Source organism: Pseudomonas parakoreensis (assembly GCF_021602155.1).
Lineage (GTDB): Bacteria > Pseudomonadota > Gammaproteobacteria > Pseudomonadales > Pseudomonadaceae > Aquipseudomonas > Aquipseudomonas parakoreensis.
Window position 1 is genome coordinate 75,866 of record NZ_BQHY01000015.1, and the last position, 25,788, is coordinate 101,653.

Consider the following 25,788-nt stretch of genomic DNA (forward strand, 5'->3'; position numbering starts at 1 on the left):
ACGAATTCCATTGTGCATTTCTGCGATAGATCTCAGCAGTCTTCTAGCATTGGCCGGGGAGCTTAAAAGGTAAGTCGTTGTATCGATTTCTAAAGGGTCTGGCTTTCTTTTTCGCATGGCTCTGCTTCCTGTGTAAGGGAAGCAGAGTATGAATCAGCGATTCCAGAGATGTTTCCTTAAAAACTGTAGTCCCCTTCCGACTACTTTGACGTCTTAAATCCGCTGTATTTGTCAGGAAGTTCGGCGCCTGTTAGCAGGCAGTCGAAAACAAGCTCCGGATCTACCTGGCACAAATATACAAACCTCAGCTCTTCCAAATTGACCAGTGTCGACTGGGCATTGACCAGAAAACGAGGCTCCTGCCATTGCTGGGCAATTACAGCAAGGGCCTGAGGCCCGCGTACGATCCATGTCGCACATCCACCAGCAATGCTTGGCAGATAACCATTGTGAAGTAGTAGGCGCAGGGCAGCCTCCAGGGTTTCAATTTCTTGCAGGTTGATCCAGCGCGCATGGGGAGCCTCGCAATCATCGCCGGCATGTACGCTGTCGCGGGTGATAAGTAATCGCGAAGGTATCGTCACTGCAATCTCACTGTGGGCAAAAGAGGCCATATCAATCAGGATAATCCCCCAACTCCGGCGCCAGCATCCGCGTCTTCACCGCCCCGTTCGAATTGTGCTGAATGATCTCGCTCGGCTGTCCCTGCGCATTGAAAAACACCTGGCCGATCCCCGCTGAATTCCACAGCCGCTCACCCGCTTCGGCATGTTCCGGGGTATAGGGCACGATGCGCATACGCCGGCGTTTGGTAAACCAGTTCAACGGCGAGCGCGGCGAATAGAGCCAGCGGTTGAGGCGGTCAAACCATTCCAGCAGGGTTTTCGGAAACTCGTTCTTGATCCCGCTGCTGGTGATCTGCCAGATCCGTGGTCCGGCCTTGCGGTGTCGGATAAGCACTTCGTAGACGAAGGAGTAATGCACATCGCCCGACAGAACCACGTAGTTTCCGGGTGTGCGAGTGTGTCGGAAAATGTTCAGGATCACCTGCGCGGCGCCACGGTGGGCCATCCAGTTTTCCGCGTCGACCAGCAGCGGATAACCGCACCAGCTGAAAACCTTCTGCACGGTCTCGATCAGCTTCACACCGAAGATCGGCGCGGGGGAAACGATGATCGCTGACGGATGATCCAGCAGGTCCTGCTGCAGCTCGCTCAGCGCTTCCCAGTCCAGCAAACCAGAGGGTTGCTTGAGTGCCATCTCGCTGCGCCAGCGCCGGGTGCGGGTGTCGAGCACCACCAGCGCCGGGCTGCTCGGCAACACGAAATGCCAATGCTGAAAGCGCAGCAAGTCATCGATCAGCGCGTCCTGCACCGGGCTGTCGAGATAGCGATCGTCACCGCTGGCGCTCAGGCGTCGAGTGTTCTCCAGCACATCCCTGAACGCATCCGGATTGTTGCCCCAGCCCTGGCACAACATGTACGCGATCAAGGCGTTGCCGATGATGCGTTTGGAGAACGGATGGCCGTAGGCGGTTTCCTCCCATTGCGCGGAAAGATTCCAGTCATCGGTGATGTCGTGATCGTCGAAAATCATCAGGCTCGGCAGATGCGCCAAGGCTCGGGCAACGTTGCCCAAACCGGCCTTGAAGCCATCGATGCGGGTTTGCTCCAGGGTGTAGCGCTGCAAGCGTTCAGGCGTCAGCGCTGGAGCAGCAGGATTGATCAACCCCCAGGCAACCGGCGACCACACCAGCAAGTACATCGCCATCACTTCGGCGAAGGTCACCAGGTGATTGTCGGCGCTGCTGCTGGTGAAAATCGGTTTGCGCGCACCGCCGAAAAAACGCTCGCGCAAGGTCTCGTTACTCTCCAGCGCCGGTAACAGATCCGCGCGGTGGTAGTAGCTGGCCGGGTGTTTGTAGAGCTTGGCGCTGTCGCTGACCACCGCGCCTTCGAGGTGTTCGTCGAACAAGCCAAGACGTTCGATCAGACAGTGAATCGCCCGCAGCATCGGCCCGGAGACGTCATCGGCGTAGATTTGGTCGCCGCTCATCATCAGCAGGGCCGGACGTTGTTGCGGATCGGTTTCGCCAGAAAGCAGTTGGTCAACGCACAGCAGACCGTCTGCCGCCGGATGATGCGGCTTGCGGCAGGAACCGTGCAGCAACTGATCGATCCGCGAACGCACGACAAGGTTCGGACAACCAGCGTTGCCGTACAGCAGATGCGGCGCCCATTCGGCGATGGGCGAGTGGCCGTCGATCAACAGGTCGTAGTCGATGCGGGTGTCGCAGGGCAGGGCGCTGTCGAGTACAACGTCGATCAGATGGACGAACGCGTGACGGCCGACGGGGATGACCGTGCATTTCCCGGCATCGAGAGGGATGTCTCCTACACCTTGCAGGCGCAGGGTCAGCGCCAGTATGCGGGTGCCGACCAGCCACAGGACGATTCGCGTCGGTTCCAACCGGCGCAGCAGCGGGCCGGCCAAGACAGGAGGCAACGGATTCAGGTCAGCAGGTATCGAGGACATTCGCAGGCAAGGCTCAAGGCGCACAGGCTGGCGATGATAGCGCAGCCGGCGCCTTGAACCCTTAAACGAGGCTTAAGCGTCAGCCTTCTGCAGCTTCAGCGCCAGCAGTCGCCATTCGCTGGAAGCGGGTTGCTCCTGCACCGAGCATTCGAAGCGATAAGTGACGTCATCGCCATTCATGTTGCGTGCAGTGACCTTGTTGCTGAGGGTGTAGACCTGGCCCTTAAAGCGTTGAGTAACCACGGCGGTGCTGTCAGCGAAGCGCGCCGACGCCGGGAAGCGCAAGGCACCGGTCACGTAAGGGCTGCACATGACATACGCGAGCATCGATTTGTCGCTGTCGGCATGCTGAGCAAGCTTGTCGCGCAGCGCGCTGAACGCTTTGCGGCCCTGCGCGTCGCTCTGATCCAGAACGGTTTTTTCGGACATCGATTTCGGTGCCCGGTTGGCGTAGTTTGGCAGCAGTGCAGAGTCGCGGGGCGAAGGCTGATTGTCGGGCTCGATAGCGGCAAACCCCGGAGCATTTTCCAGTGCCACGGCCGTCGAATCCGACTCGGCTTCCGGCAGCAGGCTGGTGGTCACTTCGTTCTGGGTAATCACCTCTTCGGTGGGCGCCCGTTTGGGCTTATGCGCCGACGGGAACAACGACAGGAAGATCGACAGCACCACCATGCCGACGATAAAACCGCCCGCCGCGCCAACGATGTTGCCGTAAAACAGATTCCAGCTGCCGCGGTTTTTCACCACCCAGCGCCACATGAAACCCCAGGCCGCAACAAATGCCAGAAAACTCAGAAACTCCATGCGATCCTTTCCTTAACCCTTCAATAGCCTGCCAAACAGCACTCACTGGCCGTGAATGCTGAGATTGGGCGGCAAGATATCAAAATAGAGGTCTGACGCCACGAAGACATTCACATGCCGAGATTGGGCGGATTGATCTGAACAAAAAACATGATCGCCGTGATGCCGGCCACAACGCCGCAAAGGCCGGCCAGCAGCTGACGCGCAACGGGATGTTCGACTTGCGAGCGACGGGCCACCAGCATCCATACGCCGGTCAGCGCCGCAGCAGTCGCGAGCATTTCCAGAAGCGATCCCATGACCCCCGGGACCGGTGGCCGGCTGGAGCCGAACAGACCGACACAAAGCTGCGAAACCACCAAGCCAACAATCATGCCGCTGGCCGCCCCCAACACATTCGCGAGTAGCAGATTCCACGCACCACGCTGCCTGACGACCCAGACCCACATGCCTATCCAGGCGATAAAGAAAAACGCTACATCCATCGTATCCATCCTTCGAACCAGTCGCGGTACAAACACTCGGCACCTTGCCGACAGTGGACGGCACGATAGCAAAATAGTAGCTTCGCGCCACTTTCTTCAAACACGTAACGGACTACGCATGCCGAATGTTTCTTTTACACCGCGCCTGCTCGGCGCGTTCCTTCTCGCCATCGTAATGACCCCGGCGCTTGCCGACTGGGATGAAACCCCGGAGGTCGCCTGGAAGGAGTACCTCGCCGATTGCGAGCGTTTTCAGCAAGTAGTGAACAACGTTCAAAAAGGGGTCATGACTACCAGGCAAGCGATGGACCGCGTCGACAGTTTGAATCGCACTGTTTATGTCCATCGCGATCACCTCTCCCAGGAAAGCCTTACCTCTCCCGAATATGCCCGTTGTGAAAACGTCATTGCTCAAGCGTTCGTGATCCGGAACAAGGAAGAGGAGGTACTGGTCGCGGAGCTTCAACAGCAATACTTCAAGGCGCAGGCCGAGCACGAGAAGTCCCCGGAATATAAGCGCGCCCTCGATCTAGGCTTTAGCGACGTCGGCGGAATTGGCAAGCTCAAGGAACTCGCCGAGGAATCGGAAACGGATGGCGAAGCGTATCTGAAGACGTTGATGATCACGGTCGATTGGGGCTGCGGCCGACATTTCCGCGCCGTGAGATACGTCAAACCCTATGTGATCTACACCGCCCATCCCGATGAGGGCAACTGCGCCGTCTATAAAGAGGTCGCGGTGCTTGGCGGAGAGATGGTGGAGAGGGGCGAGACCATCGATCAGGACGCGATTTTTCAATACGTGGGATGGAAGAAGCTGGAAGGGCCAGGTGGGTTTCCCGTCAACATTCGAGTAGTAAAAGTGCGGCACTAATCCGAAGGGCAGTTTCTACAGATTGCGCCTCTGATTACAGAATGTCCTTCAAATAACCCTTGAGCGCGAGGAGCGGCTGATCAAGCTGCTCCAGCGACTGCGCCTGACGGAAATCTGCTGACAGCTTGTGCAGTTCTCGCCCCAACGGTTTCTCGACCCCGCCCAACGCATCCATCGCCAAGTCCAGGCACTCGTTCATCTTGAACTGGATGGTCTTGACATCCCCGCGGCGCACCAGCAATTCGAACACGTCTTTCTGATAGTCGCCCATGACCAGGTCATCCCGCAGAATCGGACTCAGGCCTTCCTCCTCGTAAGCGAGTTTGAGGGAGAACAGGGCGACGGTTTCCAGTGACGTTTCCATGGTTGGCCTTGGAGTTCCTTGAGCATGAGTCTTGAAATTTGGTACGACCAGGGAGAGCCGCAAAGGGCGGCAGGTCGCGTGCTGGCGGGCGTGATTATACTGAGCGGACGCATCAGGTGCAGTCCCGAGGCAAAACAGGTGCGCGGGCAGCGCCGGGATATTCAATGACCTAAGCAACAGAACGAGTTCTAGGAAGGCTGGGCCTGGAGCGAGGTAGTCAGATAGCCCAGCGTTTGTTTGGGGGAGGGGCTCAGGCTGAGCGTGCGCCTGATCTAGATATCTGAATTCATGCTTCGGTTTGGCGTTTGATCTGTGCCGCGGTAGTGGAACGCAACCGAAGGAGTTTTCCTGTTGGAGCATTTTTTGAATGAGCCACAACTGACGAACGTTAGAGCTGCACTGTCCGAACCGTTCAACGATTTTCCCGTCGAATATGACTACGTGGCAGATAAGGTAAGAGGCGTCGCCCCTGAAATACTTTACGAAATTCTTTATTCAGAGGTCGCGCCGGTGTGCTTTACCAATCTCGTTGCAGCTGTGCCTCCGGTGTGGACTGGGTTCGATCCCGACAAACTCAGACAGTCGATAGAAGAAAGGCTGGCAGCTAGAGAGCGCAGCTGGTTTCTTAGGCAGTTCGATAAAGTGCTGGTTCGTTGGCTGAAATACAACTACGCCTACATCTGGAAGGAAGTCGCCAGTAGGCTTTGAGCCCAAGCGTTCAATGGTATAAGCGACCATGAAGAAACTGACTGCCCTGTTTATTTTGGTTCTGGTGCCAGTGCTTTACGTTGGGTATTACGAAGCGCTTGAGGATGGGGACATCGAAACGATCCTGTTCATCAAGAAGCATCCGACTTTTCAGATGAAGTTTTACAATATCCACGCCAATGACGGGGAGATTCGTCAAGTCGAACGATTCACGGAGCAGGAGCGTAAGTGGATCATTGATTACTGCAGGTATCGGCTCGGCATCGACACGGATCTGAAAACCCAAAACGACGTCGAGGTTTGCAGGAAAAAATAGCTGGGTGAAACAAAGAAAAAGGCCTCGGTGGAGGCCTTTTCTCATTACGTATTATTTGACGTTACCAGATTTCGAAATCGTCGGCTTGAACCTCTACGCGGCAGCTTTCTCGTCTCATGGGTGTGAAAAAATATTTGCCCCACTTTCCTGCAGACGAAAAAAAAGGCCTTGCTAAGCAAGACCTTTCTTAATTTTGGTGCCCCGAGGGAGACTCGAACTCCCACTCCTTTCGAAAACGGATTTTGAATCCGCCGCGTCTACCAATTCCGCCATCAGGGCTCAATGGCGGCGAAGTATAGAGAGGTGATTACCGTTGGTCAATCACGTTTCATGGTCAATTTTTGATAATTCCGCTAGACTTTCCGGCCCTGCTAGACGAACCCCATCATGCGCGTTGCTGACTTTACCTTCGAGCTTCCTGATTCGCTGATCGCCCGCCACCCTTTGGCCGAGCGTCGCGGTAGTCGCCTGCTGACCCTTGATGGGCCGAGCGGCGCCCTTGCACACCGTCAATTCACTGATTTGCTTGAGCATTTGCGCCCGGGCGATTTGATGGTATTCAACAATACCCGGGTGATTCCGGCGCGTTTGTTCGGGCAGAAAGCCTCGGGCGGCAAGCTGGAAATCCTCATTGAGCGCGTGCTCGATTCGCACCGCGTGCTGGCTCATGTGCGTTCCAGCAAGTCGCCGAAGCCGGGGTCGAAGATCCTCATCGACGGCGGTGGTGAAGCCGAGATGCTCGCGCGTCATGATGCGTTGTTCGAGTTGGGCTTCGCTGAAGAAGTGCTGCCGCTGCTCGATCGCGTCGGGCATATGCCGTTGCCTCCTTATATAGACCGCCCGGACGAAGGTTCGGATCGCGAGCGCTATCAGACCGTGTACGCCCAGCGTCTCGGTGCGGTGGCGGCGCCGACGGCGGGGCTGCATTTCGATCAGCCGCTGATGGAGGCGATTGCCGCCAAGGGCGTCGAGACCGCGTTCGTCACGCTGCACGTCGGTGCGGGGACGTTCCAGCCGGTACGCGTCGACAAGATCGAAGATCACCATATGCACAGCGAGTGGCTGGAAGTCGGCCAGGACGTGGTCGACGCCGTTGCCGCGTGCCGTGAGCGTGGCGGGCGGGTGATTGCCGTGGGCACCACCAGCGTGCGTTCGCTGGAAAGTGCCGCGCGCGATGGCGTGCTCAAGCCGTTCAGCGGTGACACCGACATCTTCATCTACCCGGGCCGGCCGTTCCATGTGGTCGATGCCCTGGTCACCAACTTCCATTTGCCGGAATCGACGCTGTTGATGCTGGTTTCGGCATTCGCCGGTTATCCCGAAACCATGGCCGCCTATAAAGCCGCCGTCGACAACGGGTACCGCTTTTTCAGCTACGGTGATGCGATGTTCATCACCCGTAATCCCGCCCCGACTGCCCCTGAACACACAGGCCCAGAGGAAACAGAATGAGTCGCGAATGTCGCATGTCCTTTGAACTGCTTGCCACCGATGGCAAGGCTCGTCGTGGTCGGCTGACCTTCCCGCGTGGCACCGTCGAGACCCCGGCCTTCATGCCGGTGGGCACCTACGGCACGGTCAAGGGCATGTTGCCGCGTGACATCGTGGCCACTGGCGCGGAAATCATTCTGGGCAACACCTTCCACCTGTGGCTGCGCCCGGGCACCGAGGTGATCAAGGAACACGGCGACCTGCACGATTTCATGCAGTGGAAGGGCCCGATCCTCACCGACTCCGGCGGTTTCCAGGTGTTCAGCCTGGGCGCGATGCGCAAGATCAAGGAGGAGGGCGTGACCTTCGCTTCCCCGGTCGACGGCTCGAAAGTGTTCATGGGCCCCGAGGAATCGATGCAGGTGCAGCGCGATCTCGGTTCCGACATCGTGATGATCTTCGACGAATGCACGCCGTACCCGGCTGACGAAGACGTTGCTCGCGTTTCGATGGAGCTGTCGCTGCGTTGGGCCCAGCGCTCGAAAAACGCGCATGGCGACAACACCGCGGCGCTGTTCGGTATCGTTCAGGGCGGCATGCACCAGGATCTGCGCATGCGCTCGCTGGAAGGTCTGGACAAGATCGGCTTTGACGGCCTGGCCATCGGCGGTCTGTCGGTGGGCGAGCCCAAGCACGAGATGATCAAGGTGCTGGATTATCTGCCGGGCATGATGCCCGCTGACAAACCTCGTTACCTTATGGGCGTTGGCAAACCGGAAGATCTGGTTGAGGGTGTGCGCCGCGGTGTGGACATGTTCGATTGCGTGATGCCAACCCGTAATGCCCGCAATGGGCATCTGTTCATTGATACAGGCGTGCTGAAGATCCGTAACGCGTTCCATCGCCATGATGATTCGCCGCTGGATCCGACCTGCGATTGCTATACCTGCCAGAACTTCTCCCGCGCTTATCTGCATCACCTGGACAAGTGCGGCGAAATGCTCGGCAGCATGCTCAATACCATCCATAACTTGCGCCATTATCAGGTGCTGATGGCTGGTTTGCGCGAGGCTATTCAACAGGGTACATTGGCCGCCTTTGTCGATGCCTTCTACGCCAAACGCGGGCTCCCCGTTCCGCCTTTGGACTGAGTTTTCTGACCCCAAGATTCAACATTTGCAACTGGAGTGCTAAATGAGCTTTTTTATCTCTAATGCCATGGCTGACGCGGCTGCACCGGCTGCTGCGCCTATGGGCGGCGGCTTCGAGTGGATTTTCCTGGTCGGCTTCCTGGTCATCTTCTACCTGATGATCTGGCGTCCACAGGCCAAGCGCGCCAAAGAGCAGAAGAACCTGCTGAGCAGCCTTGCGAAGGGCGACGAAGTGGTCACCACCGGCGGCATCGCCGGCAAGATCACCAAAGTGGCCGATGACTTCGTGGTTCTGGAAGTTTCCGACACCGTGGAAATGAAGTTCCAGAAGGGCGCCATCGCCGCCACGCTGCCAAAAGGCACGCTGAAAGCGATCTAAGGTTCCAACTTCTACTCAATCGACGGGGCGCGCAAGGCGCCCCGCGTTCATAACGGGCGGCGTGATGCTGAACAAATATCCTCTGTGGAAATACATTCTGATCCTGGCGGTGCTGGCGATCGGTCTGATTTATTCCGCTCCCAATCTATACCCCGATGACCCGGCCATTCAGATCAGCGGCGCCAGCACGGCTCTGCAGGTCAATCAGGCCGATCTGGATCGCGTCAGCACCGCGCTGCGTGAATCCGGGATCAACGTCAAGGCAGCTTCGCTGGCGGCCAACGGCAAGGGCGGCCTGATCCGTCTGACCAAGGCTGAAGACCAGCTGCCGGCCAAGGACGTTGTGCGCAAGGCATTGGGTGATGACTACGTCGTCGCATTGAACCTGGCACAAACCACCCCGCAATGGCTGCGCAACCTCGGCGCGCACCCGATGAAGCTGGGTCTGGACTTGTCCGGTGGTGTGCACTTCCTGCTGGAAGTGGACATGGACAAAGCCCTCGACGCCCGCCTGAAAGTCTACGAAGGCGACGTCAAGAGCCTGCTGCGTAAAGAAAAACTGCGCTATCGCAGCCTGCCGCAACTGGGCGGCGCCATTCAGTTGGGCTTCAGCGATGCTGACTCCCGCGAACAGGCCCGTGCGCTGATCCGCAAGAACTTCAACGATTTCGACATTGTTCCGGCCGACCTCAACGGTCAACCGGTGCTGCGTCTGGCGATGACCCCGGCCAAGCTGGCGGAAATCCGTGAATACTCCATCAAGCAGAACTTGACCACGGTACGTAACCGCGTCAACGAGCTGGGTGTTGCCGAACCGATCGTTCAGCGTCAGGGCGCCAACCGCATCGTGGTTGAGCTGCCGGGCGTGCAGGACACTGCTGAAGCCAAGCGTATTCTCGGCAAGACGGCCAACCTCGAGTTCCGTCTGGCTGCAGAGCCGGGTGCTTCGAAAGCCACCTCCGAGACCTTCGAGTTCCGTGAAGGCAAGCGTCCTCCTGCGCAGATCGAGCGTGGCCTGATCATCACCGGTGACCAGGTGACCGACGCCAAGGCTGGTTTCGGCGAGCACGGCACGCCTGAAGTGAACATTCGTCTGGACGGTCACGGTGGCGAGCTGATGAGCCGCGCGACCCGTTCGAACGTCGGTCGCAGCATGGCGGTGATCTTCATCGAACAGCGTCCGGTGACCACTTACACCAAGCAGGTTGTCGACGGCGTCGAGAAAGACGTGCCGGTACAGACTTTCAAGGAAGAGAAGAAGATCATCAGCCTGGCGACCATTCAGTCGCCGCTGGGTGCGCAGTTCCGTATCACCGGCCTGAACGGCCAGGGCGAATCGTCCGAACTGGCGCTGCTGCTGCGTGCCGGTGGTCTGGCCGCTCCGATGTACTTCGCGGAAGAGCGCACAATCGGTCCAAGCCTGGGTGCTGACAACATCACCAAGGGTATCGATGCGTCGCTGTGGGGCATGCTGTTCGTCTCGCTGTTCATCATCGCCATCTACCGCTTCTTCGGCCTGATCGCCACCGTTGCGCTGGCGGTGAACATGGTGCTGCTGCTGGCCTTGATGTCGCTGCTGGGGGCAACACTGACCCTGCCGGGTATCGCCGGTATCGTGTTGACCATGGGTATGGCGGTCGACGCCAACGTACTGATCTTCTCGCGGATCCGTGAAGAGATCGCCGCCGGCATGACCGTGCAGCGTGCAATCAACGAAGGCTTCGGCCGGGCATTCACTGCGATTCTCGACGCCAACCTGACCACTCTGCTGGTCGGCGGCATCCTCTTCGCCATGGGCACCGGCCCGGTGAAGGGCTTCGCAGTGACCATGTCCCTCGGGATCTTTACCTCGATGTTCACGGCCATCATGGTGACCCGCGCAATGGTCAACCTGATCTTCGGCGGACGTGACTTCAAGAAGTTGTGGATTTAAGGGGCTGCCATGTTACGTACAATCAACTTCATGGGCGTTCGCAACTTCGCGTTCGGCGTCACAGTGTTTCTCACGTTGCTGGCTATTTTCAGCGTCTTCCACAAGGGCATGAACTGGGGCCTGGACTTCACCGGCGGTACGCTCATCGAGCTGACCTACGAGCGTCCGGCTGACGTCACCAAAGTGCGTGAGCAGTTGGCGACTTCGGGTTACCACGAAGCCATCGTGCAGAACTTCGGTGCGACCACCGACCTGCTGGTGCGCATGCCGGGTGAAGACCCGCAGCTGGGCCATCAGGTAGCAGACGCGTTGCAGAAAGTCGGCGGCGACAACCCGGCGACGGTCAAGCGCGTCGAGTTCGTCGGCCCGCAGGTCGGTGAAGAGCTGCGCGACCAGGGCGGCCTCGGCATGCTGCTGGCGCTCGGCGGCATCCTGATCTACCTGGCTTTCCGCTTTCAGTGGAAATTCGCGGTCGGCGCCATCGTTTCGCTGATCCACGACGTGATCGTGACCATCGGTATCCTATCGTTTTTCCAGATCACCTTCGACCTGACGGTGCTGGCGGCGGTACTGGCGATCATCGGTTACTCGCTGAACGACACCATTGTGGTATTCGACCGGGTTCGCGAGAACTTCCGTGTGCTGCGCAAGGCTTCGCTGATCGAGAACATCAACATCTCGACCACTCAGACCCTGCTGCGGACCATGGCAACGTCGATCTCCACCTTGCTGGCGATCGCTGCGCTGCTGTTCTTCGGCGGCGACAACCTGTTCGGCTTCTCCATCGCCCTGTTCATCGGTGTGCTGGCGGGTACCTACTCGTCGATCTACATCGCGAACGTGGTGCTGATCTGGCTGAACCTGAGCACCGAGGATCTGATTCCTCCGGCCAACACCGAGAAGGAAGTCGACGACCGTCCATAACGGCCATCCTTTCTCCGGCTGTCAGCCCAGAAAAGGCGCGAGTTGAACTCGCGCCTTTTTTTATGCTCCAAGGCTGGGAGAGGCGCGGGCGCGTCCCGCATGTGATGGTCAGGAGGTTCATGTGAACAAGTCGTTGCTGGTTGGTGCGGTATTGGGTGCTGTCGGTGTGACTGCCGGGGGTGCTGTTGCCACCTACAGCCTGGTTAAAAGCGGCCCTGAGTATGCGCAAGTGCTGGCCGTAGAACCGGTCAAAACACAGATCAAGACTCCACGTGAAGTGTGCAAGGATGTTGCTGTAACCCGCCAGGCGCCGGTCAAGGATCAACACCAGATCCTCGGTACCGCGATTGGTGCGGTAGCGGGTGGTTTGCTGGGTAACCAGATCGGCGGCGGTACCGGCAAGAAGATTGCGACGGTTGCTGGCGCGGTCGGTGGTGGTTATGCCGGTAACAAGGTGCAGGAAGGCATGCAGAACCGTGACACCTACACCACCACCCAGACTCGCTGTAACACGGTGAATGACATCAGCGACAAGGTCGTCGGTTACGACGTGCGTTATTCGCTGGATGGCAAGGAAGGCAAAGTGCGGATGGATCGTGATCCGGGCAACCAGATTCCGGTCGACAAGGAAGGCAAGTTGATTCTGTCGCAGAATCAGCCGGGTCAGTAAGCACTGACTGTTTAACAAGAAGCACCCTGCGGGGTGCTTTTTTGTGCTCGCAATTTTTGGCCTCGCCGTGCCCCTTGTGGGAGCGAGCCTGCTCGCGAATGCGATCTGCCATCCAGAATTGATGTTGGCTGACCCGCCGCCTTCGCGAGCAAGCTCGCTCCCACAGTGGATTCGAGTGGAGGCTGAAGTCGCAGGCACAAAAAAAGCACCCCGAAGGGTGCTTTTTCGTTTCGCGGGAAGCTTAGCGCTTCAGCGAAGCCGGCAGGTGCGGCTGGATCGCCGTCAACACGGCCTTGAAGCATTTGGTGTTGCCGGCAACGATATGGCCTTTTTCAAGGAAATCGTGACCGCCGGTGAAGTCGCTCACCAAGCCGCCTGCTTCCTGGATCAACAGGGCGCCAGCCGCCATGTCCCACTCGGACAGGCCCGATTCCCAGAACGCGTCGAAGCGACCGGCAGCCACATAGGCCAGGTCCAGGCTGGCGGAACCGGCGCGGCGGATGCCGGCAGTCTGGCCAACCAGGGCGCGGAACATGCCCAGGTAGTTGTCGAGGTTGTCCATCTGGTCGTCACGGAACGGGAAGCCGGTACCCAGCAGGGCGCCTTCGAGGCTGGTGCGACCGCTGACGCGCAGGCGGCGACCATTCAGTTGAGCGCCGCGACCACGGCTGGCGGTGAATTCTTCCTGGCGAACCGGATCCAGAACCACTGCGTGTTCCAGGCGACCACGGTATTTGCAGGCAATGCTGACCGCAAAGTGAGGAATGCCGCGCAGGAAGTTGGTGGTGCCGTCCAGCGGATCGATGATCCACAGGTACTCTTCGCCTTCGATGCCGTTACCGACGTGCATGCCGGTCTCTTCACCCTGGATCGAGTGATTCGGGTAAGCCTTGCGCAGCGCATCGATGATTTTCTGTTCGGCGGCGCGATCGACCTCGGATACATAATCCTTGGCGTCTTTTTCGTCGACCTTGATGGTATCCAGGCGCTCGATGGAGCGGAAGATCAGTTCACTGGCGCTGCGGGCGGCGCGCAGCGCGATATTCAGCATGGGCTGCATGGATGTGTCACCTAAGGTTGTTAAAGAAAGCCGCGCATTCTATCAGAACTTTTCTTCAGGTGAAGGTCGCTGTTCGCTTTCATAGCTTAACGGTAGGCTGTTCTGTAAGATTTGCACCCCTTTCCTGTGTCCGAGAGCGCCTCCCTTGCTGCAGAACATTCGTGTCGTCCTGGTCAATACCAGCCACCCCGGCAACATCGGCGGGGCCGCGCGCGCCATGAAAAACATGGGTCTGTCGCGCTTGGTGCTGGTCGAGCCGCGCCTGTTTCCGCACCACGAAGCCGATGCCCGTGCTTCCGGTGCCGGGGATATTCTTGAAAACGCACAGGTCGTCGCCACCTTGGAAGATGCGCTGGTCGGCTGCAATCTGGTGCTCGGAACCAGCGCCCGTGACCGGCGCATTCCCTGGCCGCTGCTCGATCCCCGCGAATGCGGGAGCAAAGTGGTCGAGGAGGCCGGGCAGGGCGCGGAGATCGCGCTGGTATTCGGTCGTGAGGACTCCGGCCTGACCAACGAAGAGTTGCAGCGATGTCACTTTCACGTGCACATCCCCTCCGATCCTGAGTTCAGTTCGTTGAACCTCGGGGCGGCGGTGCAGGTGTTGAGCTATGAAGTGCGCATGGCCTGGCTGGCCGCTCAAGGGCAGCCGACCAAGATCGAGAAAGAAGAAGTGGCCTCGGTGAAAAGTGCCGAGCTCGCGACGATGGATGAGCTGGAGCGCTTTTATGAGCATCTGGAGCAGACGCTGGTCGCCATCGAGTTTCTTGATCCGGAAAAGCCGCGGCACTTGATGGCGCGCCTGCGCCGGTTGTACGGACGCAGCTCGGTCAGCCGGGCGGAAATGAATATTTTGCGTGGCATCCTCACGGAAACCCAGAAAGCGGCCCGTGGTGAGCTTCTTAAGCGGAAGGACTGAATGATGTTTGAGCGTTTGCGTGAAGATATCCAGAGCGTATTCCATCGAGACCCGGCGGCGCGTAACGCTTTTGAAGTCCTGACCTGCTACCCCGGCATGCATGCGATCTGGATTCATCGGCTGGCCGGGATGCTGTGGCGCCACGAGCTGAAATGGCTGGCGCGACTGGTGTCGAACTTCGGGCGCTGGTTGACCGGAATCGAGATTCATCCGGGGGCCAAGGTCGGCCGGCGCTTCTTTATTGATCACGGCATGGGCATCGTCATCGGTGAAACCGCCGAGATCGGCGATGACGTGACCATTTATCAGGGCGTGACCCTCGGTGGCACCAGCTGGAACAAGGGCAAGCGCCACCCGACGCTGGGTGACGGCGTTGTCGTGGGCGCCGGCGCCAAAGTGCTCGGGCCGTTTACGGTGGGGGCGGGTGCCAAAGTCGGCTCCAACGCCGTCGTGACCAAAGAGGTGCCACCCGGTGCCACGGTGGTGGGGATTCCGGGTCGGATCATCGTCAAGTCTGATGAAGAACAGGACGCCAAGCGCAAAGCCATGGCCGAGAAGATCGGTTTCGATGCCTATGGCGTCAGCGAAGACATGCCTGACCCGGTGGCGCGTGCCATCGGTCAGTTGCTCGATCACCTGCAGGCGGTGGACGGGCGGCTGGAGGGGATGTGCGGCGCGCTGAAGGATCTGGGCAGTAATTACTGTGCGAAAGATCTGCCCGAGCTGCGCGAAGAAGACTTCGCCTGCGTCAAAGGCAAAGACGAATCCAAAGCGGGCTGAACCGCAGCGCTGCTTTTCGCGAGCAGGCTCGCTCCCACAGATGAATGCTTTCGGATGTGGGAGCGAGCCTGCTCGCGAAGAACGATAACGCGGTACCGCTGGCTGTACGCCGCCAGCCTTTGCTATGATGCGCGCGCTCTTTTGCGGGTAAACCCGACTAAAGCACTAGGTCTTATAGTTGACTTAAATGCTCGGGAATTGCATACTCCCGCCCATTCCGAACTCCGTGGTAATTGTCCATGCGACTGACTACAAAAGGCCGATACGCCGTGACCGCCATGCTTGACCTGGCGTTGCACGCGCAGCACGGGCCGGTGTCCCTGGCCGATATCTCCGAGCGCCAAGGCATCTCCCTGTCCTATCTCGAACAGCTTTTCGCCAAGCTGCGCCGCAGTAACCTGGTTTCCAGTGTTCGCGGTCCTGGCGGTGGTTATCAGCTGTCGCGCGACATGCAGGGCATCCAGGTGGCGCAGGTGATCGATGCGGTCAACGAATCGGTTGATGCTACCAAGTGCCAGGGCCAAGGCGATTGCCATTCCGGCGACACCTGCCTGACCCATCACCTGTGGTGCGACCTGAGCCTGCAGATTCACGAATTTCTAAGTGGTATCAGCTTGGCTGATCTTGTAACTCGCCGTGAGGTGCAAGAAGTAGCCCAGCGTCAGGACCAGCGCCGTTGCAACAGCAAGGCGCCACGCCTGGACAAGATTGAAGCGTCCGCCGTCGAATGACAGCCGAAGAGCTAGCGGAACGCCAGCCCTGATTTAGGAGATAGTCCATGAAATTGCCGATTTACCTTGATTACTCTGCGACCACCCCGGTCGACCCGCGCGTTGCGCAAAAGATGAGTGAATGCCTGCTGGTCGACGGAAACTTCGGTAACCCGGCGTCCCGTTCCCACGTGTTCGGTTGGAAAGCTGAAGAGTCCGTCGAAAACGCCCGTCGTCAGGTGGCCGATCTGGTCAACGCCGACCCGCGTGAAATCGTCTGGACCTCGGGCGCTACCGAGTCCGACAACCTGGCTATCAAGGGTGCGGCACATTTCTACGCTTCCAAAGGCAAGCACCTGATCACCAGCAAGATCGAGCACAAGGCTGTCCTCGACACCATGCGCCAACTGGAGCGTGAAGGTTTCGAAGTCACCTACCTCGAGCCGACCGAAGACGGCCTGATCACTCCGGCGATGATCGAAGCGGCACTGCGCGAGGACACCATTCTGGTGTCGGTGATGCATGTGAACAACGAAATCGGCACCATCAACGACATCGCTGCCATTGGCGAGCTGCTTCGTTCGAAGGGCGTCCTGTTCCACGTCGACGCGGCTCAGTCCACCGGCAAGGTCGAGATCGACCTGCAGAAGCTGAAAGTCGACATGATGTCGTTCTCCGCCCACAAAACCTACGGCCCTAAGGGCATCGGCGCGCTGTACGTCAGCCGCAAGCCGCGTGTGCGCATCGAAGCGACCATGCACGGCGGTGGTCACGAGCGTGGCATGCGTTCCGGCACCCTGGCGACGCACCAGATCGTCGGCATGGGCGAAGCGTTCCGTGTGGCCAAGGAAGACATGGCTGCCGAAAACGTGCGCATCAAAGCCCTGAGCGACCGCTTCTACAAGCAGGTCGAACATCTGGAAGAGCTGTACGTCAACGGCAGCCTGACCGCTCGCGTTCCGCACAACCTGAACCTGAGCTTCAACTACGTTGAAGGCGAGTCGCTGATCATGGCGCTCAAGGATCTGGCGGTATCGTCCGGTTCGGCCTGCACCTCGGCGTCCCTGGAGCCTTCGTATGTACTGCGCGCCCTGGGCCGCAACGACGAACTGGCACACAGCTCGATCCGTTTCACCTTCGGCCGTTTCACCACCGAAGAAGAAATCGACTACGCCGCGCAGAAAGTCTGCGAGGCCGTTACCAAGCTGCGCGCTCTGTCGCCGCTGTGGGACATGTACAAAGACGGTGTCGACATTTCGAAAATCGAGTGGGCGGCACACTGATTTCAAGTCGCCGCGAACCGACCCTGCGGCCCAAGGTTGCAGGGTTTAAAGAGCGACTCTCTGATGAGTGAGGATTAAGCACCATGGCTTACAGCGAAAAGGTCATCGACCACTACGAAAACCCGCGCAACGTCGGCAAGATGAACGCGGAAGATCCGGATGTCGGCACCGGCATGGTTGGCGCTCCGGCGTGCGGCGACGTGATGCGTCTGCAGATCAAGGTCAACGATCAGGGCGTTATCGAAGACGCCAAGTTCAAGACCTATGGCTGCGGTTCGGCAATCGCTTCCAGCTCCCTGGCCACCGAGTGGATGAAGGGCAAGACCCTGGACGAAGCCGAGACCATCAAGAACACGCAGCTGGCCGAAGAACTGGCCCTGCCGCCAGTGAAAATCCACTGCTCGGTTCTCGCTGAAGACGCTATCAAAGCGGCTGTTCGCGACTACAAGCAGAAGAAAGGCTTGATCTAAGCATTGCGCGACGAGTAAGGAGTCAACGATGGCTATCAGCATGACAGAAGCGGCTGCTCGACACGTGCGACGCTCCCTCGACGGGCGCGGCAAAGGTGAAGGGATTCGTCTGGGTGTTCGCACCACAGGCTGTTCCGGCCTTGCCTACGTGCTGGAGTTTGTCGACGAGGTGGTTGCCGAGGATCAGGTGTTCGAAAGTCACGGCGAGAAAGTGATCATCGACCCGAAAAGCCTGGCTTACCTGGACGGCACCGAGCTCGATTTCGTCAAGGAAGGGTTGAACGAAGGCTTCAAGTTCAACAACCCCAACGTCCGCGGTGAATGTGGCTGCGGCGAAAGCTTCAACATCTGAGGCTTGTCGTGGGTATTCCTTGTCATTTCGCTTTATTCGAGCTGCAACCGAGCTTCCGCCTGGATCTCGAGCAGTTGGCCACGCGCTATCGTGAGTTGGCGCGCGGTGTTCATCCTGACCGCTTTGCCGACGCTTCCGAGCGCGAGCAGCGGTCGGCGCTCGAGCAGTCGGCGCGGCTCAACGATGCCTACCAGACGCTCAAGAGTCCGGCCCAGCGCGCACGCTACCTGCTGACCATCAGCGGGCATGAAGTGCCGATGGAAGTCACGGTGCATGATCCCGAGTTTCTCTTGCAGCAGATGCAGTGGCGCGAAGAGCTCGAAGACCTCCAGGACAGCGCCGACCTCGACGGTGTCGCGGTATTCAAGCGTCGCTTGAAAGTCGCTCAGGAACAGTTGAACGAAAGCTTCGCAGCCTGTTGGGACGATGCAGCGCAACGCGAACAGGCCGAACGCCTGATGCGGCGCATGCAGTTCCTCGACAAGCTCACCTACGAAGTGCGCCAGTTAGAAGAGCGCCTCGACGATTAACCCAGTGCCGCTCCGGTCGCACGCCTGATATACAGATAAGTCCTGATCACGATGGCCCTACTGCAGATCGCCGAACCCGGCCAAAGTCCTCAACCGCACCAGCGTCGTCTGGCTGTGGGGATCGACTTGGGCACTACCAATTCGCTGGTCGCTGCGTTGCGCAGTGGTCTTTCCGAACCACTGGCCGACGCTGACGGGCAGGTCATCCTGCCGTCCGCCGTGCGTTATCACGCCGACCGCGTCGAGGTTGGCGAGTCGGCCAAGCTGGCCGCGTCCTCCGATCCCTTGAACACTGTACTGTCGGTCAAGCGCCTGATGGGCCGTGGTCTGTCCGACGTCAAGCAATTGGGCGAGCAACTGCCGTACCGCTTTGTCGGTGGCGAATCGCACATGCCGTTCATCGACACCGTGCAAGGCCCGAAAAGCCCGGTCGAAGTCTCCGCCGACATCCTCAAGGTGCTGCGTCAGCGTGCTGAAGCGACCCTGGGTGGCGAACTGGTCGGTGCGGTGATTACTGTTCCGGCGTATTTCGATGATGCTCAGCGTCAGGCCACCAAGGATGCGGCGAAACTCGCCGGTCTGAACGTGCTGCGCCTGCTCAACGAGCCGACTGCTGCGGCAGTGGCGTATGGTCTGGATCAACATGCCGAAGGGCTGGTCGCAATCTATGACCTGGGCGGCGGCACCTTCGATATTTCGATTCTGCGTCTGACTGGCGGCGTATTCGAAGTGCTGGCCACCGGCGGCGACAGCGCGCTGGGCGGCGATGACTTCGATCACGCGATTGCTGGCTGGATCATCGAGAGCGCCGGCTTGTCCGCCGATCTCGACCCGGGTGCGCAACGCAATCTGCTGCAAACCGCCTGCGCGGCCAAAGAGGCCCTGACCGATGCGCCCAGCGTCGAAGTCGCCTACGGTGACTGGAAAGCGCAGCTGACCCGCGAAGCCTTCGATGCGCTGATCGAGCCAATGGTTGCCCGCAGTCTGAAAGCCTGCCGCCGCGCCGTGCGTGATTCCGGTGTCGAACTGGAAGACGTGCATGCCGTGGTCATGGTCGGCGGTTCGACCCGTGTGCCGCGTGTTCGCGAGGCGGTTGCCGAAGCCTTCGGTCGTCAGCCATTGACCGAAATCGACCCGGATCAAGTGGTGGCCATCGGGGCCGCGATCCAGGCGGATACGCTGGCTGGCAACAAGCGCGATGGCGGCGAACTGCTGCTGCTCGACGTGATTCCACTGTCCCTGGGGCTGGAAACCATGGGCGGGCTGATGGAGAAGGTGATTCCGCGCAACACCACCATTCCGGTGGCTCGCGCGCAGGATTTCACCACGTATAAAGATGGTCAGTCGGCCATGGCGATCCATGTGCTGCAGGGTGAGCGCGAGCTGATCAGCGACTGCCGCTCCCTGGCGCGCTTCGAACTGCGCGGCATTCCGGCGATGGTGGCTGGCGCGGCGAAGATTCGCGTGACCTTCCAGGTCGATGCCGACGGTCTGCTCAGCGTGTCTGCCCGTGAACTGGGTTCGGGCGTTGAAGCGAGCATTCAGGTCAAGCCGTCCTACGGCCTGACCGACGGTGAAATCGCCAAGATGCTCAAGGACTCGTTCCAGCACGCCAACGACGACAAGGTCGCCCGCGTCCTGCGCGAGCAGCAAGTTGATGCCCAGCGTCTGATCGAGGCGGTGCAGGGCGCTCTGGAGGCCGATGGCGAGCGCTTGCTCGACGCCGAAGAGCGCATGGTCATCGAGTTGCAGATGCAGGAACTGGCCGAACTGATGAAAGGCACCGATGGTTACGCCATCGAGCAACAGACCAAGCGTCTGTCGCAAGTGACCGATGCTTTTGCTGCCCGCCGCATGGATCTGACGGTGAAAGCCGCTCTGTCGGGGCGCAACCTGAATGAAATCGAGGATATCTGATGCCGCAGGTCATTTTTCTGCCCCACGAGAAGTTCTGCCCTGAAGGGATGGTCGTCGAGGCCGAGCCTGGCACTTCGATTCTCGAGCTGGCTCACGAACACCACATCGAGATGGAAAGTGCCTGCGGCGGCGTTTGCGCCTGCACCACTTGCCACTGCATCATTCGCGAGGGTTTCGACTCGCTGGAAGAGGCCGACGAACTGGAAGAAGACTTCCTTGATCGTGCCTGGGGTCTGGAAGCGCAATCGCGCCTGGCCTGTCAGGCGATCGTCGGTGAAGAAGATCTCACCGTCGAGATTCCAAAATATTCGCTTAACCATGCGGCCGAAGCGCCGCACTGACTGGTAAGACTGTCATGAGCTACGGTTGGAATGATGTTCAACGTATTGCAGAAGAGCTGGCCGAGGCCCACGAGGGGCTCGATCCGTACTCTGTAGGTTTTGTCCGTCTGCAGCAGATGATTCTTGAGCTGCCGGATTTCGACAGCACTTCTGGCCGGGTCGGCGAGAAGGTGCTCGAGGCGGTTCAGGAGCTCTGGGCCGCAGAATTGGACTGATCCTCCCCGCAGGTTAGGCAATACCCAAGAACCCGCGTATAATTCGCGGGTTTAATTTTTCGCAAATTACTGTTTCTGGAGTTACACCATGGCTGTTCAACGTACTTTCTCCATCATCAAGCCTGACGCCGTTGCTAAAGGCGCTGCCGGCGAAATCGTTACCCGTTTCGAAAAGGCTGGTCTGAAAGTGGTTGCTTCGAAAATGAAGCAGCTGTCCAAAGCCGAAGCTGAAGGCTTCTACGCTGAGCACAAAGAGCGCGGTTTCTTCGGTGACCTGGTTGCTTTCATGATCTCCGGTCCAGTGGTTGTTCAGGTTCTGGAAGGCGAAAACGCTATCGCTCGCAACCGTGAGCTGATGGGCGCTACCAACCCTAAAGAAGCTGCTGCCGGCACCATCCGTGCTGACTTCGCCGAGTCGATCGACGCCAACGCCGTTCACGGTTCGGACTCCGAAGCCGCTGCTGCTCGCGAAATCTCGTACTTCTTCGCAGCTACTGAAGTAACCACTCGCTAAGCATTGCTTAAAGAGTGAAGGTGAATCCATGACGACATCGACTGTGAAAACTAACCTGCTGGGTCTGACCCAGCCGGAAATGGAAAAATTCTTCGACTCAATCGGGGAGAAGCGTTTCCGTGCCGGTCAGGTAATGAAATGGATTCACCACTTTGGCGTCGATGATTTCGACGCCATGACGAACGTCAGCAAGGCCTTGCGCGAAAAACTCAAGGCTGTTGCTGAGGTCCGTGGTCCCGAAGTGGTCAGCGAGGACATTTCCAGCGACGGCACCCGCAAGTGGGTGGTGCGCGTGGCGTCCGGCAGCTGTGTCGAGACCGTGTACATTCCCCAGGGCAAACGCGGCACTCTGTGCGTTTCGTCCCAGGCAGGCTGTGCCCTGGACTGCAGTTTCTGCTCCACCGGCAAGCAAGGCTTCAACAGCAACCTCACCGCCGCCGAAGTCATCGGTCAGGTGTGGATTGCCAACAAATCCTTCGGCAGTGTTCCGGCTACCATCGACCGCGCCATCACCAACGTGGTGATGATGGGCATGGGCGAACCGCTGCTGAACTTCGACAACGTCGTGGCCGCCATGCATCTGATGATGGATGACCTGGGCTACGGGATCTCCAAGCGCCGCGTGACCCTGTCCACCTCCGGCGTGGTGCCGATGATCGATGAGCTGGCCAAGCACATCGACGTCTCCCTGGCGTTGTCCCTGCACGCACCGAATGACGCATTGCGTAACCAATTGGTGCCGATCAACAAGAAATATCCGCTTAAGATGCTGCTCGAGTCGTGCCAGCGCTACATGTCCGCCCTGGGCGAGAAACGTGTGCTGACCATCGAGTACACCTTGCTCAAGGACGTCAACGACAAGCTTGAGCACGCGGTGGAAATGATCGAGTTGCTCAAAGACATTCCGTGCAAGATCAACCTGATTCCGTTCAACCCGTTCCCGCACTCCGGTTACGAGCGGCCGAGCAACAATGCCATTCGTCGGTTCCAGGATCAGTTGCATCAGGCCGGCTTTAACGTCACTGTCCGCACCACCCGTGGTGAAGACATCGACGCCGCATGTGGTCAATTGGTAGGGCAGGTGCTGGATCGCACCCGTCGCAGCGAACGTTACATCGCCGTGCGCGAGTTGAGCGCCGACAGCGATCTGGCACAGAACGCCGCGAACACTAACTAAGAGAGGATCTCTATGTCCCTGCGCTTTGCGCTGCTGTTGCTGATGGCCAGCCTGTGTGCTGGTTGTGTCCTGTCGGGTGACTACAACCCGATGAAGACCAGCAAGGGCCGCGACGAAGCGCGTGCCGCCTACGTGCAGCTGGGACTGGGATACTTGCAGCAAGGGATGACCGAGCGCGCCAAGGTGCCGCTGAAGAAGGCGCTGGAGCTGGACGGCTCCGATGCTGATGCCAATGCTGCCCTCGGGCTGGTGTTCCAGGCCGAAATGGAGCCGAAACTGGCCGATGAGCATTTCCGCAAAGCCCTGTCCTCGCGTCCCGCCGATGCACGAATCCTCAATAACTACGGCAGTTTTCTCTACGAAGAACAGCGTTACAAGGAAGCCTACGAGCGTTTTGAGCAGGCAGCCGCCGATACCCTGTATCCTGAGCGTTCGCGGGTGTTCGAGAACCTCGGCATGACCGCCTCGAAGCTCGGGCAGCGGGATCTGGCACAACAGCAACTGGAAAAAGCCCTGCGGCTGAACCGTCAACAACCGCGCGCTTTGCTGGAAATGGCTGAGTTGTCCTTCGAAGACAGGCATTATGTGCCCGCGCGTGATTATTACGACCGTTTCAGCCTGCTAACCGAGCAAAATGCACGTAGTCTATTGCTCGGCGTTCGGCTGGCAAAAGTGTTTGAAGATCGCGACAAGGCCGCCAGTTACGGCCTGCAATTAAAACGACTCTATCCCGGTACGCCGGAATATCAGCAATACCTGTCGGAGCAATGATGAAAGCGGCGCATCCCGAAGTTGTAGCAGCGACTCGCGTTAATCCCGGTGAGACCTTGCGCCAGGCACGCGAAAGCAATGGCTGGTCGCTGGCCGAAGTGGCCCTCAAGCTCAACCTCACCGTGACTTCCCTGAGCAATCTTGAGGCTGGCGCTTTCGACAAGCTGCCGGGGCATACTTTCGCTCGCGGTTACATTCGCGCTTATGCCAAATTGCTCGGCATGGACCAGACCGTTCTGGTCCAGCAGTTCGACCAGTCCACTGGCACCGACTCACAAGGCAGCAATGTGCATGCATTGGGTCGTATTGAAGAGCCGGTGCGGGTGTCCCACACCATTTTGCGGATCGTCAGCCTGCTGTTGCTGATTGCGGTCATCGGCGGCGGTTTCGTCTGGTGGCAGGATCAGACCTCGCTGCGCACCAAGGATTTGACCAGCCTCGCCCCGGAGCACGTTGAAGTCGAAGGCGCCGACGGCACCACGCAGATTCACCCGATCGACGAGCCGGAAGACCAGGCCGTGGCCGAAGGTCAGTCCGAGGGCGCGACCGCTCTGGCGCTGCCACAGTCGGAAACCTCCGCTGAATCGACCGGTGCCGAGCCTGCCGCTCCGGCCGCGGCACCAGCAGCACCGGTCGTAACGCCGGCCGCCCCGGCTCATACTCCGGCTCCGGTGGTTGCCACTCCGGCTACACCTGCACCGAACGTTCCGGCTGCTCCGGCACCGACCGTGACTGCGCCAGTGGTGGCGGCCACTCCAGCGCCAACCGCAGAAGCGGCTGCTCCGGCGGCAGGCGATGGCCAGGTACAATTGCAGTTCAGCGCCGATTGCTGGGCACAGGTCACCGACGGTCGCGGCAAGGTATTGTTCAGCGGTCTGAAACACAAAGGCGACAGCGTCTCGGTTTCCGGCAAGCCGCCACTGGCGGTACGCCTGGGTGTGGCCCGTGCCGCACAGGTCAGCTACAACGGCCAACCGGTCGATATCGCTCCGTTCACCAGTGGCGAGACTGCTCGCCTGAAGTTGGGTCAATAAGTCATGCACGGCGAATCTCCAATCAAACGTCGCGTTTCGCGCAAGATCTGGGTCGGTAACGTGCCTGTCGGCGGCGATGCGCCCATCGCTGTGCAGAGCATGACCAACAGCGACACCAATGATGTGGCGGCCACCGTTGCCCAGATCAATCGTCTGGAAGCGGCCGGCGTCGACATCGTCCGCGTTTCGGTGCCGGACATGGACGCCGCCGAGGCGTTTGGCAAGATCAAGCAACTGGTCAAGGTGCCGCTGGTTGCCGACATCCACTTCGACTACAAGATCGCGCTGCGCGTCGCCGAACTCGGTGTGGACTGCCTGCGCATCAACCCGGGCAACATCGGTCGTGAAGACCGGGTGCGCGCGGTGGTCGATGCCGCCCGTGACCGCGGGATTCCGATCCGTATCGGCGTCAACGCCGGCTCCCTGGAAAAAGACCTGCAGAAGAAATACGGCGAACCGACTCCGGCTGCACTGGTCGAGTCCGCGCTGCGTCACGTCGAGCACCTCGAACGCCTGAATTTCCAGGACTTCAAGGTCAGTGTGAAAGCCTCCGATGTGTTCATGGCCGTTGAAGCCTACCGTCTGCTGGCCAAGGAAATCGTCCAGCCGCTGCACCTGGGCATCACCGAAGCCGGTGGTTTGCGTTCGGGCACAGTGAAATCCGCCGTGGGCCTAGGTATGCTGCTCGCCGAGGGGATTGGCGATACTATCCGCATCTCGCTGGCGGCCGATCCGGTCGAGGAAGTGAAGGTCGGTTACGACATTCTCAAGTCTTTGCATCTGCGTTCCCGTGGCATCAACTTCATCGCCTGCCCGAGTTGCTCGCGGCAGAACTTCGATGTGGTCAAGACCATGAACGAGCTGGAAGGGCGCCTTGAAGACCTGCTGGTGCCGCTGGATGTCGCGGTGATCGGTTGCGTGGTCAACGGCCCCGGCGAAGCCAAGGAAGCCCATATCGGCTTGACCGGCGGTACGCCAAACCTGATTTACATCGACGGCAAGCCGTCGCAGAAACTGACGAATGACAATCTGGTGGACGAGCTGGAAAAGCTGATCCGCGAGAAAGCGGCCGAGAAGGTCGAAGCTGACGCAGCGGTCATCGCGCGCGGCTGACCTGACTGAAGCGCCGAACGAATTTAAGGAT

General features: G+C 59.1%; 30 protein-coding genes and 1 tRNA gene. 24 read left to right on the forward strand and 7 right to left on the reverse strand.

What is annotated here, in order from left to right:
* Window positions 1-200: 200 nt before the first annotated feature.
* The 4 genes from L6D63_RS21920 to L6D63_RS21935 form a co-directional block, all read right to left on the reverse strand.
* Window positions 201-584, reverse strand: coding sequence for a hypothetical protein (locus L6D63_RS21920; protein ID WP_131671083.1), 384 nt, complete (start codon window positions 582-584; stop codon window positions 201-203).
* A 31-nt stretch (window positions 585-615) separates the two neighbouring features.
* Window positions 616-2,535 carry an alkaline phosphatase D family protein gene (locus L6D63_RS21925; RefSeq protein WP_131671084.1) on the reverse strand — a complete coding sequence of 640 codons (1,920 nt, stop codon included), beginning with the start codon at window positions 2,533-2,535 and terminating at the stop codon, window positions 616-618.
* Window positions 2,536-2,607: 72 nt separating this feature from the next.
* A complete protein-coding gene (locus tag L6D63_RS21930) occupies window positions 2,608-3,339 on the reverse strand; it encodes a hypothetical protein (protein ID WP_047296363.1) in 732 nt (243 codons plus the stop codon).
* Between the two features lie 110 nt (window positions 3,340-3,449).
* Window positions 3,450-3,824 (reverse strand): hypothetical protein, encoded by a 375-nt coding sequence (locus tag L6D63_RS21935; RefSeq protein WP_047296361.1) that lies wholly within the window; start codon window positions 3,822-3,824, stop codon window positions 3,450-3,452.
* A 118-nt stretch (window positions 3,825-3,942) separates the two neighbouring features.
* On the opposite strand from L6D63_RS21935, the gene L6D63_RS21940 reads away from it, so the two are divergent.
* Window positions 3,943-4,698, forward strand: coding sequence for a hypothetical protein (locus tag L6D63_RS21940; protein ID WP_047296359.1), 756 nt, complete (start codon window positions 3,943-3,945; stop codon window positions 4,696-4,698).
* 34 nt (window positions 4,699-4,732) lie between these two features.
* Here L6D63_RS21940 and L6D63_RS21945 read toward each other — a convergent pair whose 3' ends face one another.
* The gene (locus L6D63_RS21945) at window positions 4,733-5,062 is read right to left on the reverse strand and encodes a hypothetical protein (RefSeq protein ID WP_047296357.1); all 330 of its coding nucleotides are present in this window, start codon (window positions 5,060-5,062) and stop codon (window positions 4,733-4,735) included.
* A gap of 351 nt (window positions 5,063-5,413) precedes the next feature.
* Here L6D63_RS21945 and L6D63_RS21950 point away from each other — a divergent pair, with 351 nt between their 5' ends.
* Window positions 5,414-5,770: a DUF7079 family protein gene (locus tag L6D63_RS21950; protein ID WP_047296355.1), complete on the forward strand. Its 357-nt coding sequence runs from the start codon at window positions 5,414-5,416 to the stop codon at window positions 5,768-5,770.
* A gap of 28 nt (window positions 5,771-5,798) precedes the next feature.
* The gene (locus tag L6D63_RS21955) at window positions 5,799-6,086 is read left to right on the forward strand and encodes a hypothetical protein (RefSeq protein WP_047296354.1); all 288 of its coding nucleotides are present in this window, start codon (window positions 5,799-5,801) and stop codon (window positions 6,084-6,086) included.
* Between the two features lie 194 nt (window positions 6,087-6,280).
* On the opposite strand, the gene L6D63_RS21960 is transcribed toward L6D63_RS21955, so the two are convergent.
* Window positions 6,281-6,365 (reverse strand) — tRNA-Leu (locus L6D63_RS21960).
* Window positions 6,366-6,473: 108 nt separating this feature from the next.
* On the opposite strand from L6D63_RS21960, the gene queA reads away from it, so the two are divergent.
* The 6 genes from queA to L6D63_RS21990 all read left to right on the forward strand — a co-directional run bounded on the left by queA (window position 6,474) and on the right by L6D63_RS21990 (window position 12,574).
* Entirely contained in the window at window positions 6,474-7,538 is a 1,065-nt protein-coding gene (queA, locus tag L6D63_RS21965; RefSeq protein ID WP_007964414.1) for a tRNA preQ1(34) S-adenosylmethionine ribosyltransferase-isomerase QueA, read from the forward strand.
* A 14-nt stretch (window positions 7,539-7,552) separates the two neighbouring features.
* Window positions 7,553-8,668, forward strand: a complete 1,116-nt coding sequence (tgt, locus tag L6D63_RS21970) for a tRNA guanosine(34) transglycosylase Tgt (protein WP_161794909.1) — start codon at window positions 7,553-7,555, stop codon at window positions 8,666-8,668.
* Between the two features lie 43 nt (window positions 8,669-8,711).
* The gene (yajC, locus tag L6D63_RS21975; protein ID WP_041071802.1) at window positions 8,712-9,047 is read left to right on the forward strand and encodes a preprotein translocase subunit YajC; all 336 of its coding nucleotides are present in this window, start codon (window positions 8,712-8,714) and stop codon (window positions 9,045-9,047) included.
* A 64-nt stretch (window positions 9,048-9,111) separates the two neighbouring features.
* Window positions 9,112-10,980 carry a protein translocase subunit SecD gene (gene secD, locus L6D63_RS21980; protein WP_041071804.1) on the forward strand — a complete coding sequence of 623 codons (1,869 nt, stop codon included), beginning with the start codon at window positions 9,112-9,114 and terminating at the stop codon, window positions 10,978-10,980.
* Window positions 10,981-10,989: 9 nt separating this feature from the next.
* Entirely contained in the window at window positions 10,990-11,904 is a 915-nt protein-coding gene (gene secF, locus L6D63_RS21985) for a protein translocase subunit SecF (protein WP_041071806.1), read from the forward strand.
* 121 nt (window positions 11,905-12,025) lie between these two features.
* Window positions 12,026-12,574 (forward strand): glycine zipper 2TM domain-containing protein, encoded by a 549-nt coding sequence (locus L6D63_RS21990; RefSeq protein WP_041071808.1) that lies wholly within the window; start codon window positions 12,026-12,028, stop codon window positions 12,572-12,574.
* A gap of 241 nt (window positions 12,575-12,815) precedes the next feature.
* Here the strand turns inward: L6D63_RS21990 and suhB are convergent, their stop codons facing one another.
* Complete coding sequence (suhB, locus tag L6D63_RS21995) at window positions 12,816-13,634, reverse strand: type III secretion system regulator SuhB (RefSeq protein WP_007964419.1); 819 nt, start codon at window positions 13,632-13,634, stop codon at window positions 12,816-12,818.
* Window positions 13,635-13,779: 145 nt separating this feature from the next.
* On the opposite strand from suhB, the gene trmJ reads away from it, so the two are divergent.
* The 15 genes from trmJ to ispG all read left to right on the forward strand — a co-directional run bounded on the left by trmJ (window position 13,780) and on the right by ispG (window position 25,757).
* Entirely contained in the window at window positions 13,780-14,550 is a 771-nt protein-coding gene (gene trmJ / locus L6D63_RS22000; protein WP_041071810.1) for a tRNA (cytosine(32)/uridine(32)-2'-O)-methyltransferase TrmJ, read from the forward strand.
* Between the two features lie 3 nt (window positions 14,551-14,553).
* Window positions 14,554-15,330, forward strand: coding sequence for a serine O-acetyltransferase (gene cysE / locus L6D63_RS22005; protein ID WP_041071871.1), 777 nt, complete (start codon window positions 14,554-14,556; stop codon window positions 15,328-15,330).
* Window positions 15,331-15,569: 239 nt separating this feature from the next.
* A complete protein-coding gene (gene iscR, locus L6D63_RS22010; RefSeq protein ID WP_003227911.1) occupies window positions 15,570-16,061 on the forward strand; it encodes a Fe-S cluster assembly transcriptional regulator IscR in 492 nt (163 codons plus the stop codon).
* Between the two features lie 47 nt (window positions 16,062-16,108).
* A complete protein-coding gene (locus L6D63_RS22015; protein ID WP_041071812.1) occupies window positions 16,109-17,323 on the forward strand; it encodes an IscS subfamily cysteine desulfurase in 1,215 nt (404 codons plus the stop codon).
* Between the two features lie 83 nt (window positions 17,324-17,406).
* Window positions 17,407-17,793, forward strand: coding sequence for a Fe-S cluster assembly scaffold IscU (gene iscU / locus L6D63_RS22020; protein WP_003227907.1), 387 nt, complete (start codon window positions 17,407-17,409; stop codon window positions 17,791-17,793).
* 28 nt (window positions 17,794-17,821) lie between these two features.
* A complete protein-coding gene (gene iscA / locus L6D63_RS22025; protein ID WP_003227904.1) occupies window positions 17,822-18,145 on the forward strand; it encodes an iron-sulfur cluster assembly protein IscA in 324 nt (107 codons plus the stop codon).
* Between the two features lie 8 nt (window positions 18,146-18,153).
* On the forward strand, window positions 18,154-18,675 hold the full coding sequence (hscB, locus tag L6D63_RS22030; protein WP_003227901.1) for a co-chaperone HscB: 522 nt from the start codon (window positions 18,154-18,156) through the stop codon (window positions 18,673-18,675).
* A gap of 51 nt (window positions 18,676-18,726) precedes the next feature.
* Entirely contained in the window at window positions 18,727-20,592 is a 1,866-nt protein-coding gene (hscA, locus tag L6D63_RS22035; protein ID WP_047296341.1) for a Fe-S protein assembly chaperone HscA, read from the forward strand.
* Window positions 20,592-20,933, forward strand: coding sequence for an ISC system 2Fe-2S type ferredoxin (fdx, locus tag L6D63_RS22040; protein ID WP_041071821.1), 342 nt, complete (start codon window positions 20,592-20,594; stop codon window positions 20,931-20,933). Before hscA ends, fdx begins: the two co-directional genes overlap by 1 nt.
* A gap of 14 nt (window positions 20,934-20,947) precedes the next feature.
* Entirely contained in the window at window positions 20,948-21,148 is a 201-nt protein-coding gene (iscX, locus tag L6D63_RS22045; protein ID WP_047296339.1) for a Fe-S cluster assembly protein IscX, read from the forward strand.
* 88 nt (window positions 21,149-21,236) lie between these two features.
* Window positions 21,237-21,662 carry a nucleoside-diphosphate kinase gene (gene ndk, locus L6D63_RS22050; protein WP_003227894.1) on the forward strand — a complete coding sequence of 142 codons (426 nt, stop codon included), beginning with the start codon at window positions 21,237-21,239 and terminating at the stop codon, window positions 21,660-21,662.
* Window positions 21,663-21,690: 28 nt separating this feature from the next.
* Window positions 21,691-22,839, forward strand: a complete 1,149-nt coding sequence (rlmN, locus tag L6D63_RS22055) for a dual-specificity RNA methyltransferase RlmN (protein ID WP_007964428.1) — start codon at window positions 21,691-21,693, stop codon at window positions 22,837-22,839.
* Between the two features lie 12 nt (window positions 22,840-22,851).
* Window positions 22,852-23,610: a type IV pilus biogenesis/stability protein PilW gene (pilW, locus tag L6D63_RS22060; RefSeq protein WP_047296336.1), complete on the forward strand. Its 759-nt coding sequence runs from the start codon at window positions 22,852-22,854 to the stop codon at window positions 23,608-23,610.
* A complete protein-coding gene (locus L6D63_RS22065) occupies window positions 23,610-24,644 on the forward strand; it encodes a RodZ domain-containing protein (protein WP_131671087.1) in 1,035 nt (344 codons plus the stop codon). Before pilW ends, L6D63_RS22065 begins: the two co-directional genes overlap by 1 nt.
* Before the next feature lie 3 nt (window positions 24,645-24,647).
* Window positions 24,648-25,757, forward strand: a complete 1,110-nt coding sequence (gene ispG / locus L6D63_RS22070; protein WP_025109215.1) for a flavodoxin-dependent (E)-4-hydroxy-3-methylbut-2-enyl-diphosphate synthase — start codon at window positions 24,648-24,650, stop codon at window positions 25,755-25,757.
* The last annotated feature ends 31 nt before the right edge of the window (window positions 25,758-25,788 follow it).

What these genes read in the sequence shown, in the direction of transcription:
- tgt (WP_161794909.1), top strand. Translation starts at nt 7,553, where the DNA reads ATGTCCTTTGAACTGCTTGCCACCGATGGCAAGGCTCGTCGTGGTCGG.
- iscR (WP_003227911.1), top strand. Translation starts at nt 15,570, where the DNA reads ATGCGACTGACTACAAAAGGCCGATACGCCGTGACCGCCATGCTTGAC.
- L6D63_RS22015 (WP_041071812.1), top strand. Translation starts at nt 16,109, where the DNA reads ATGAAATTGCCGATTTACCTTGATTACTCTGCGACCACCCCGGTCGAC.
- queA (WP_007964414.1), top strand. Translation starts at nt 6,474, where the DNA reads ATGCGCGTTGCTGACTTTACCTTCGAGCTTCCTGATTCGCTGATCGCC.
- secF (WP_041071806.1), top strand. Translation starts at nt 10,990, where the DNA reads ATGTTACGTACAATCAACTTCATGGGCGTTCGCAACTTCGCGTTCGGC.
- yajC (WP_041071802.1), top strand. Translation starts at nt 8,712, where the DNA reads ATGAGCTTTTTTATCTCTAATGCCATGGCTGACGCGGCTGCACCGGCT.
- iscX (WP_047296339.1), top strand. Translation starts at nt 20,948, where the DNA reads ATGAGCTACGGTTGGAATGATGTTCAACGTATTGCAGAAGAGCTGGCC.
- L6D63_RS21925 (WP_131671084.1), bottom strand. Translation starts at nt 2,535, where the DNA reads ATGTCCTCGATACCTGCTGACCTGAATCCGTTGCCTCCTGTCTTGGCC.
- fdx (WP_041071821.1), top strand. Translation starts at nt 20,592, where the DNA reads ATGCCGCAGGTCATTTTTCTGCCCCACGAGAAGTTCTGCCCTGAAGGG.
- L6D63_RS21955 (WP_047296354.1), top strand. Translation starts at nt 5,799, where the DNA reads ATGAAGAAACTGACTGCCCTGTTTATTTTGGTTCTGGTGCCAGTGCTT.
- L6D63_RS22065 (WP_131671087.1), top strand. Translation starts at nt 23,610, where the DNA reads ATGAAAGCGGCGCATCCCGAAGTTGTAGCAGCGACTCGCGTTAATCCC.
- secD (WP_041071804.1), top strand. Translation starts at nt 9,112, where the DNA reads ATGCTGAACAAATATCCTCTGTGGAAATACATTCTGATCCTGGCGGTG.
- hscA (WP_047296341.1), top strand. Translation starts at nt 18,727, where the DNA reads ATGGCCCTACTGCAGATCGCCGAACCCGGCCAAAGTCCTCAACCGCAC.
- L6D63_RS21935 (WP_047296361.1), bottom strand. Translation starts at nt 3,824, where the DNA reads ATGGATGTAGCGTTTTTCTTTATCGCCTGGATAGGCATGTGGGTCTGG.
- iscU (WP_003227907.1), top strand. Translation starts at nt 17,407, where the DNA reads ATGGCTTACAGCGAAAAGGTCATCGACCACTACGAAAACCCGCGCAAC.
- pilW (WP_047296336.1), top strand. Translation starts at nt 22,852, where the DNA reads ATGTCCCTGCGCTTTGCGCTGCTGTTGCTGATGGCCAGCCTGTGTGCT.
- ispG (WP_025109215.1), top strand. Translation starts at nt 24,648, where the DNA reads ATGCACGGCGAATCTCCAATCAAACGTCGCGTTTCGCGCAAGATCTGG.
- L6D63_RS21930 (WP_047296363.1), bottom strand. Translation starts at nt 3,339, where the DNA reads ATGGAGTTTCTGAGTTTTCTGGCATTTGTTGCGGCCTGGGGTTTCATG.
- ndk (WP_003227894.1), top strand. Translation starts at nt 21,237, where the DNA reads ATGGCTGTTCAACGTACTTTCTCCATCATCAAGCCTGACGCCGTTGCT.
- suhB (WP_007964419.1), bottom strand. Translation starts at nt 13,634, where the DNA reads ATGCAGCCCATGCTGAATATCGCGCTGCGCGCCGCCCGCAGCGCCAGT.
- L6D63_RS21945 (WP_047296357.1), bottom strand. Translation starts at nt 5,062, where the DNA reads ATGGAAACGTCACTGGAAACCGTCGCCCTGTTCTCCCTCAAACTCGCT.
- iscA (WP_003227904.1), top strand. Translation starts at nt 17,822, where the DNA reads ATGGCTATCAGCATGACAGAAGCGGCTGCTCGACACGTGCGACGCTCC.
- L6D63_RS21940 (WP_047296359.1), top strand. Translation starts at nt 3,943, where the DNA reads ATGCCGAATGTTTCTTTTACACCGCGCCTGCTCGGCGCGTTCCTTCTC.
- rlmN (WP_007964428.1), top strand. Translation starts at nt 21,691, where the DNA reads ATGACGACATCGACTGTGAAAACTAACCTGCTGGGTCTGACCCAGCCG.
- cysE (WP_041071871.1), top strand. Translation starts at nt 14,554, where the DNA reads ATGTTTGAGCGTTTGCGTGAAGATATCCAGAGCGTATTCCATCGAGAC.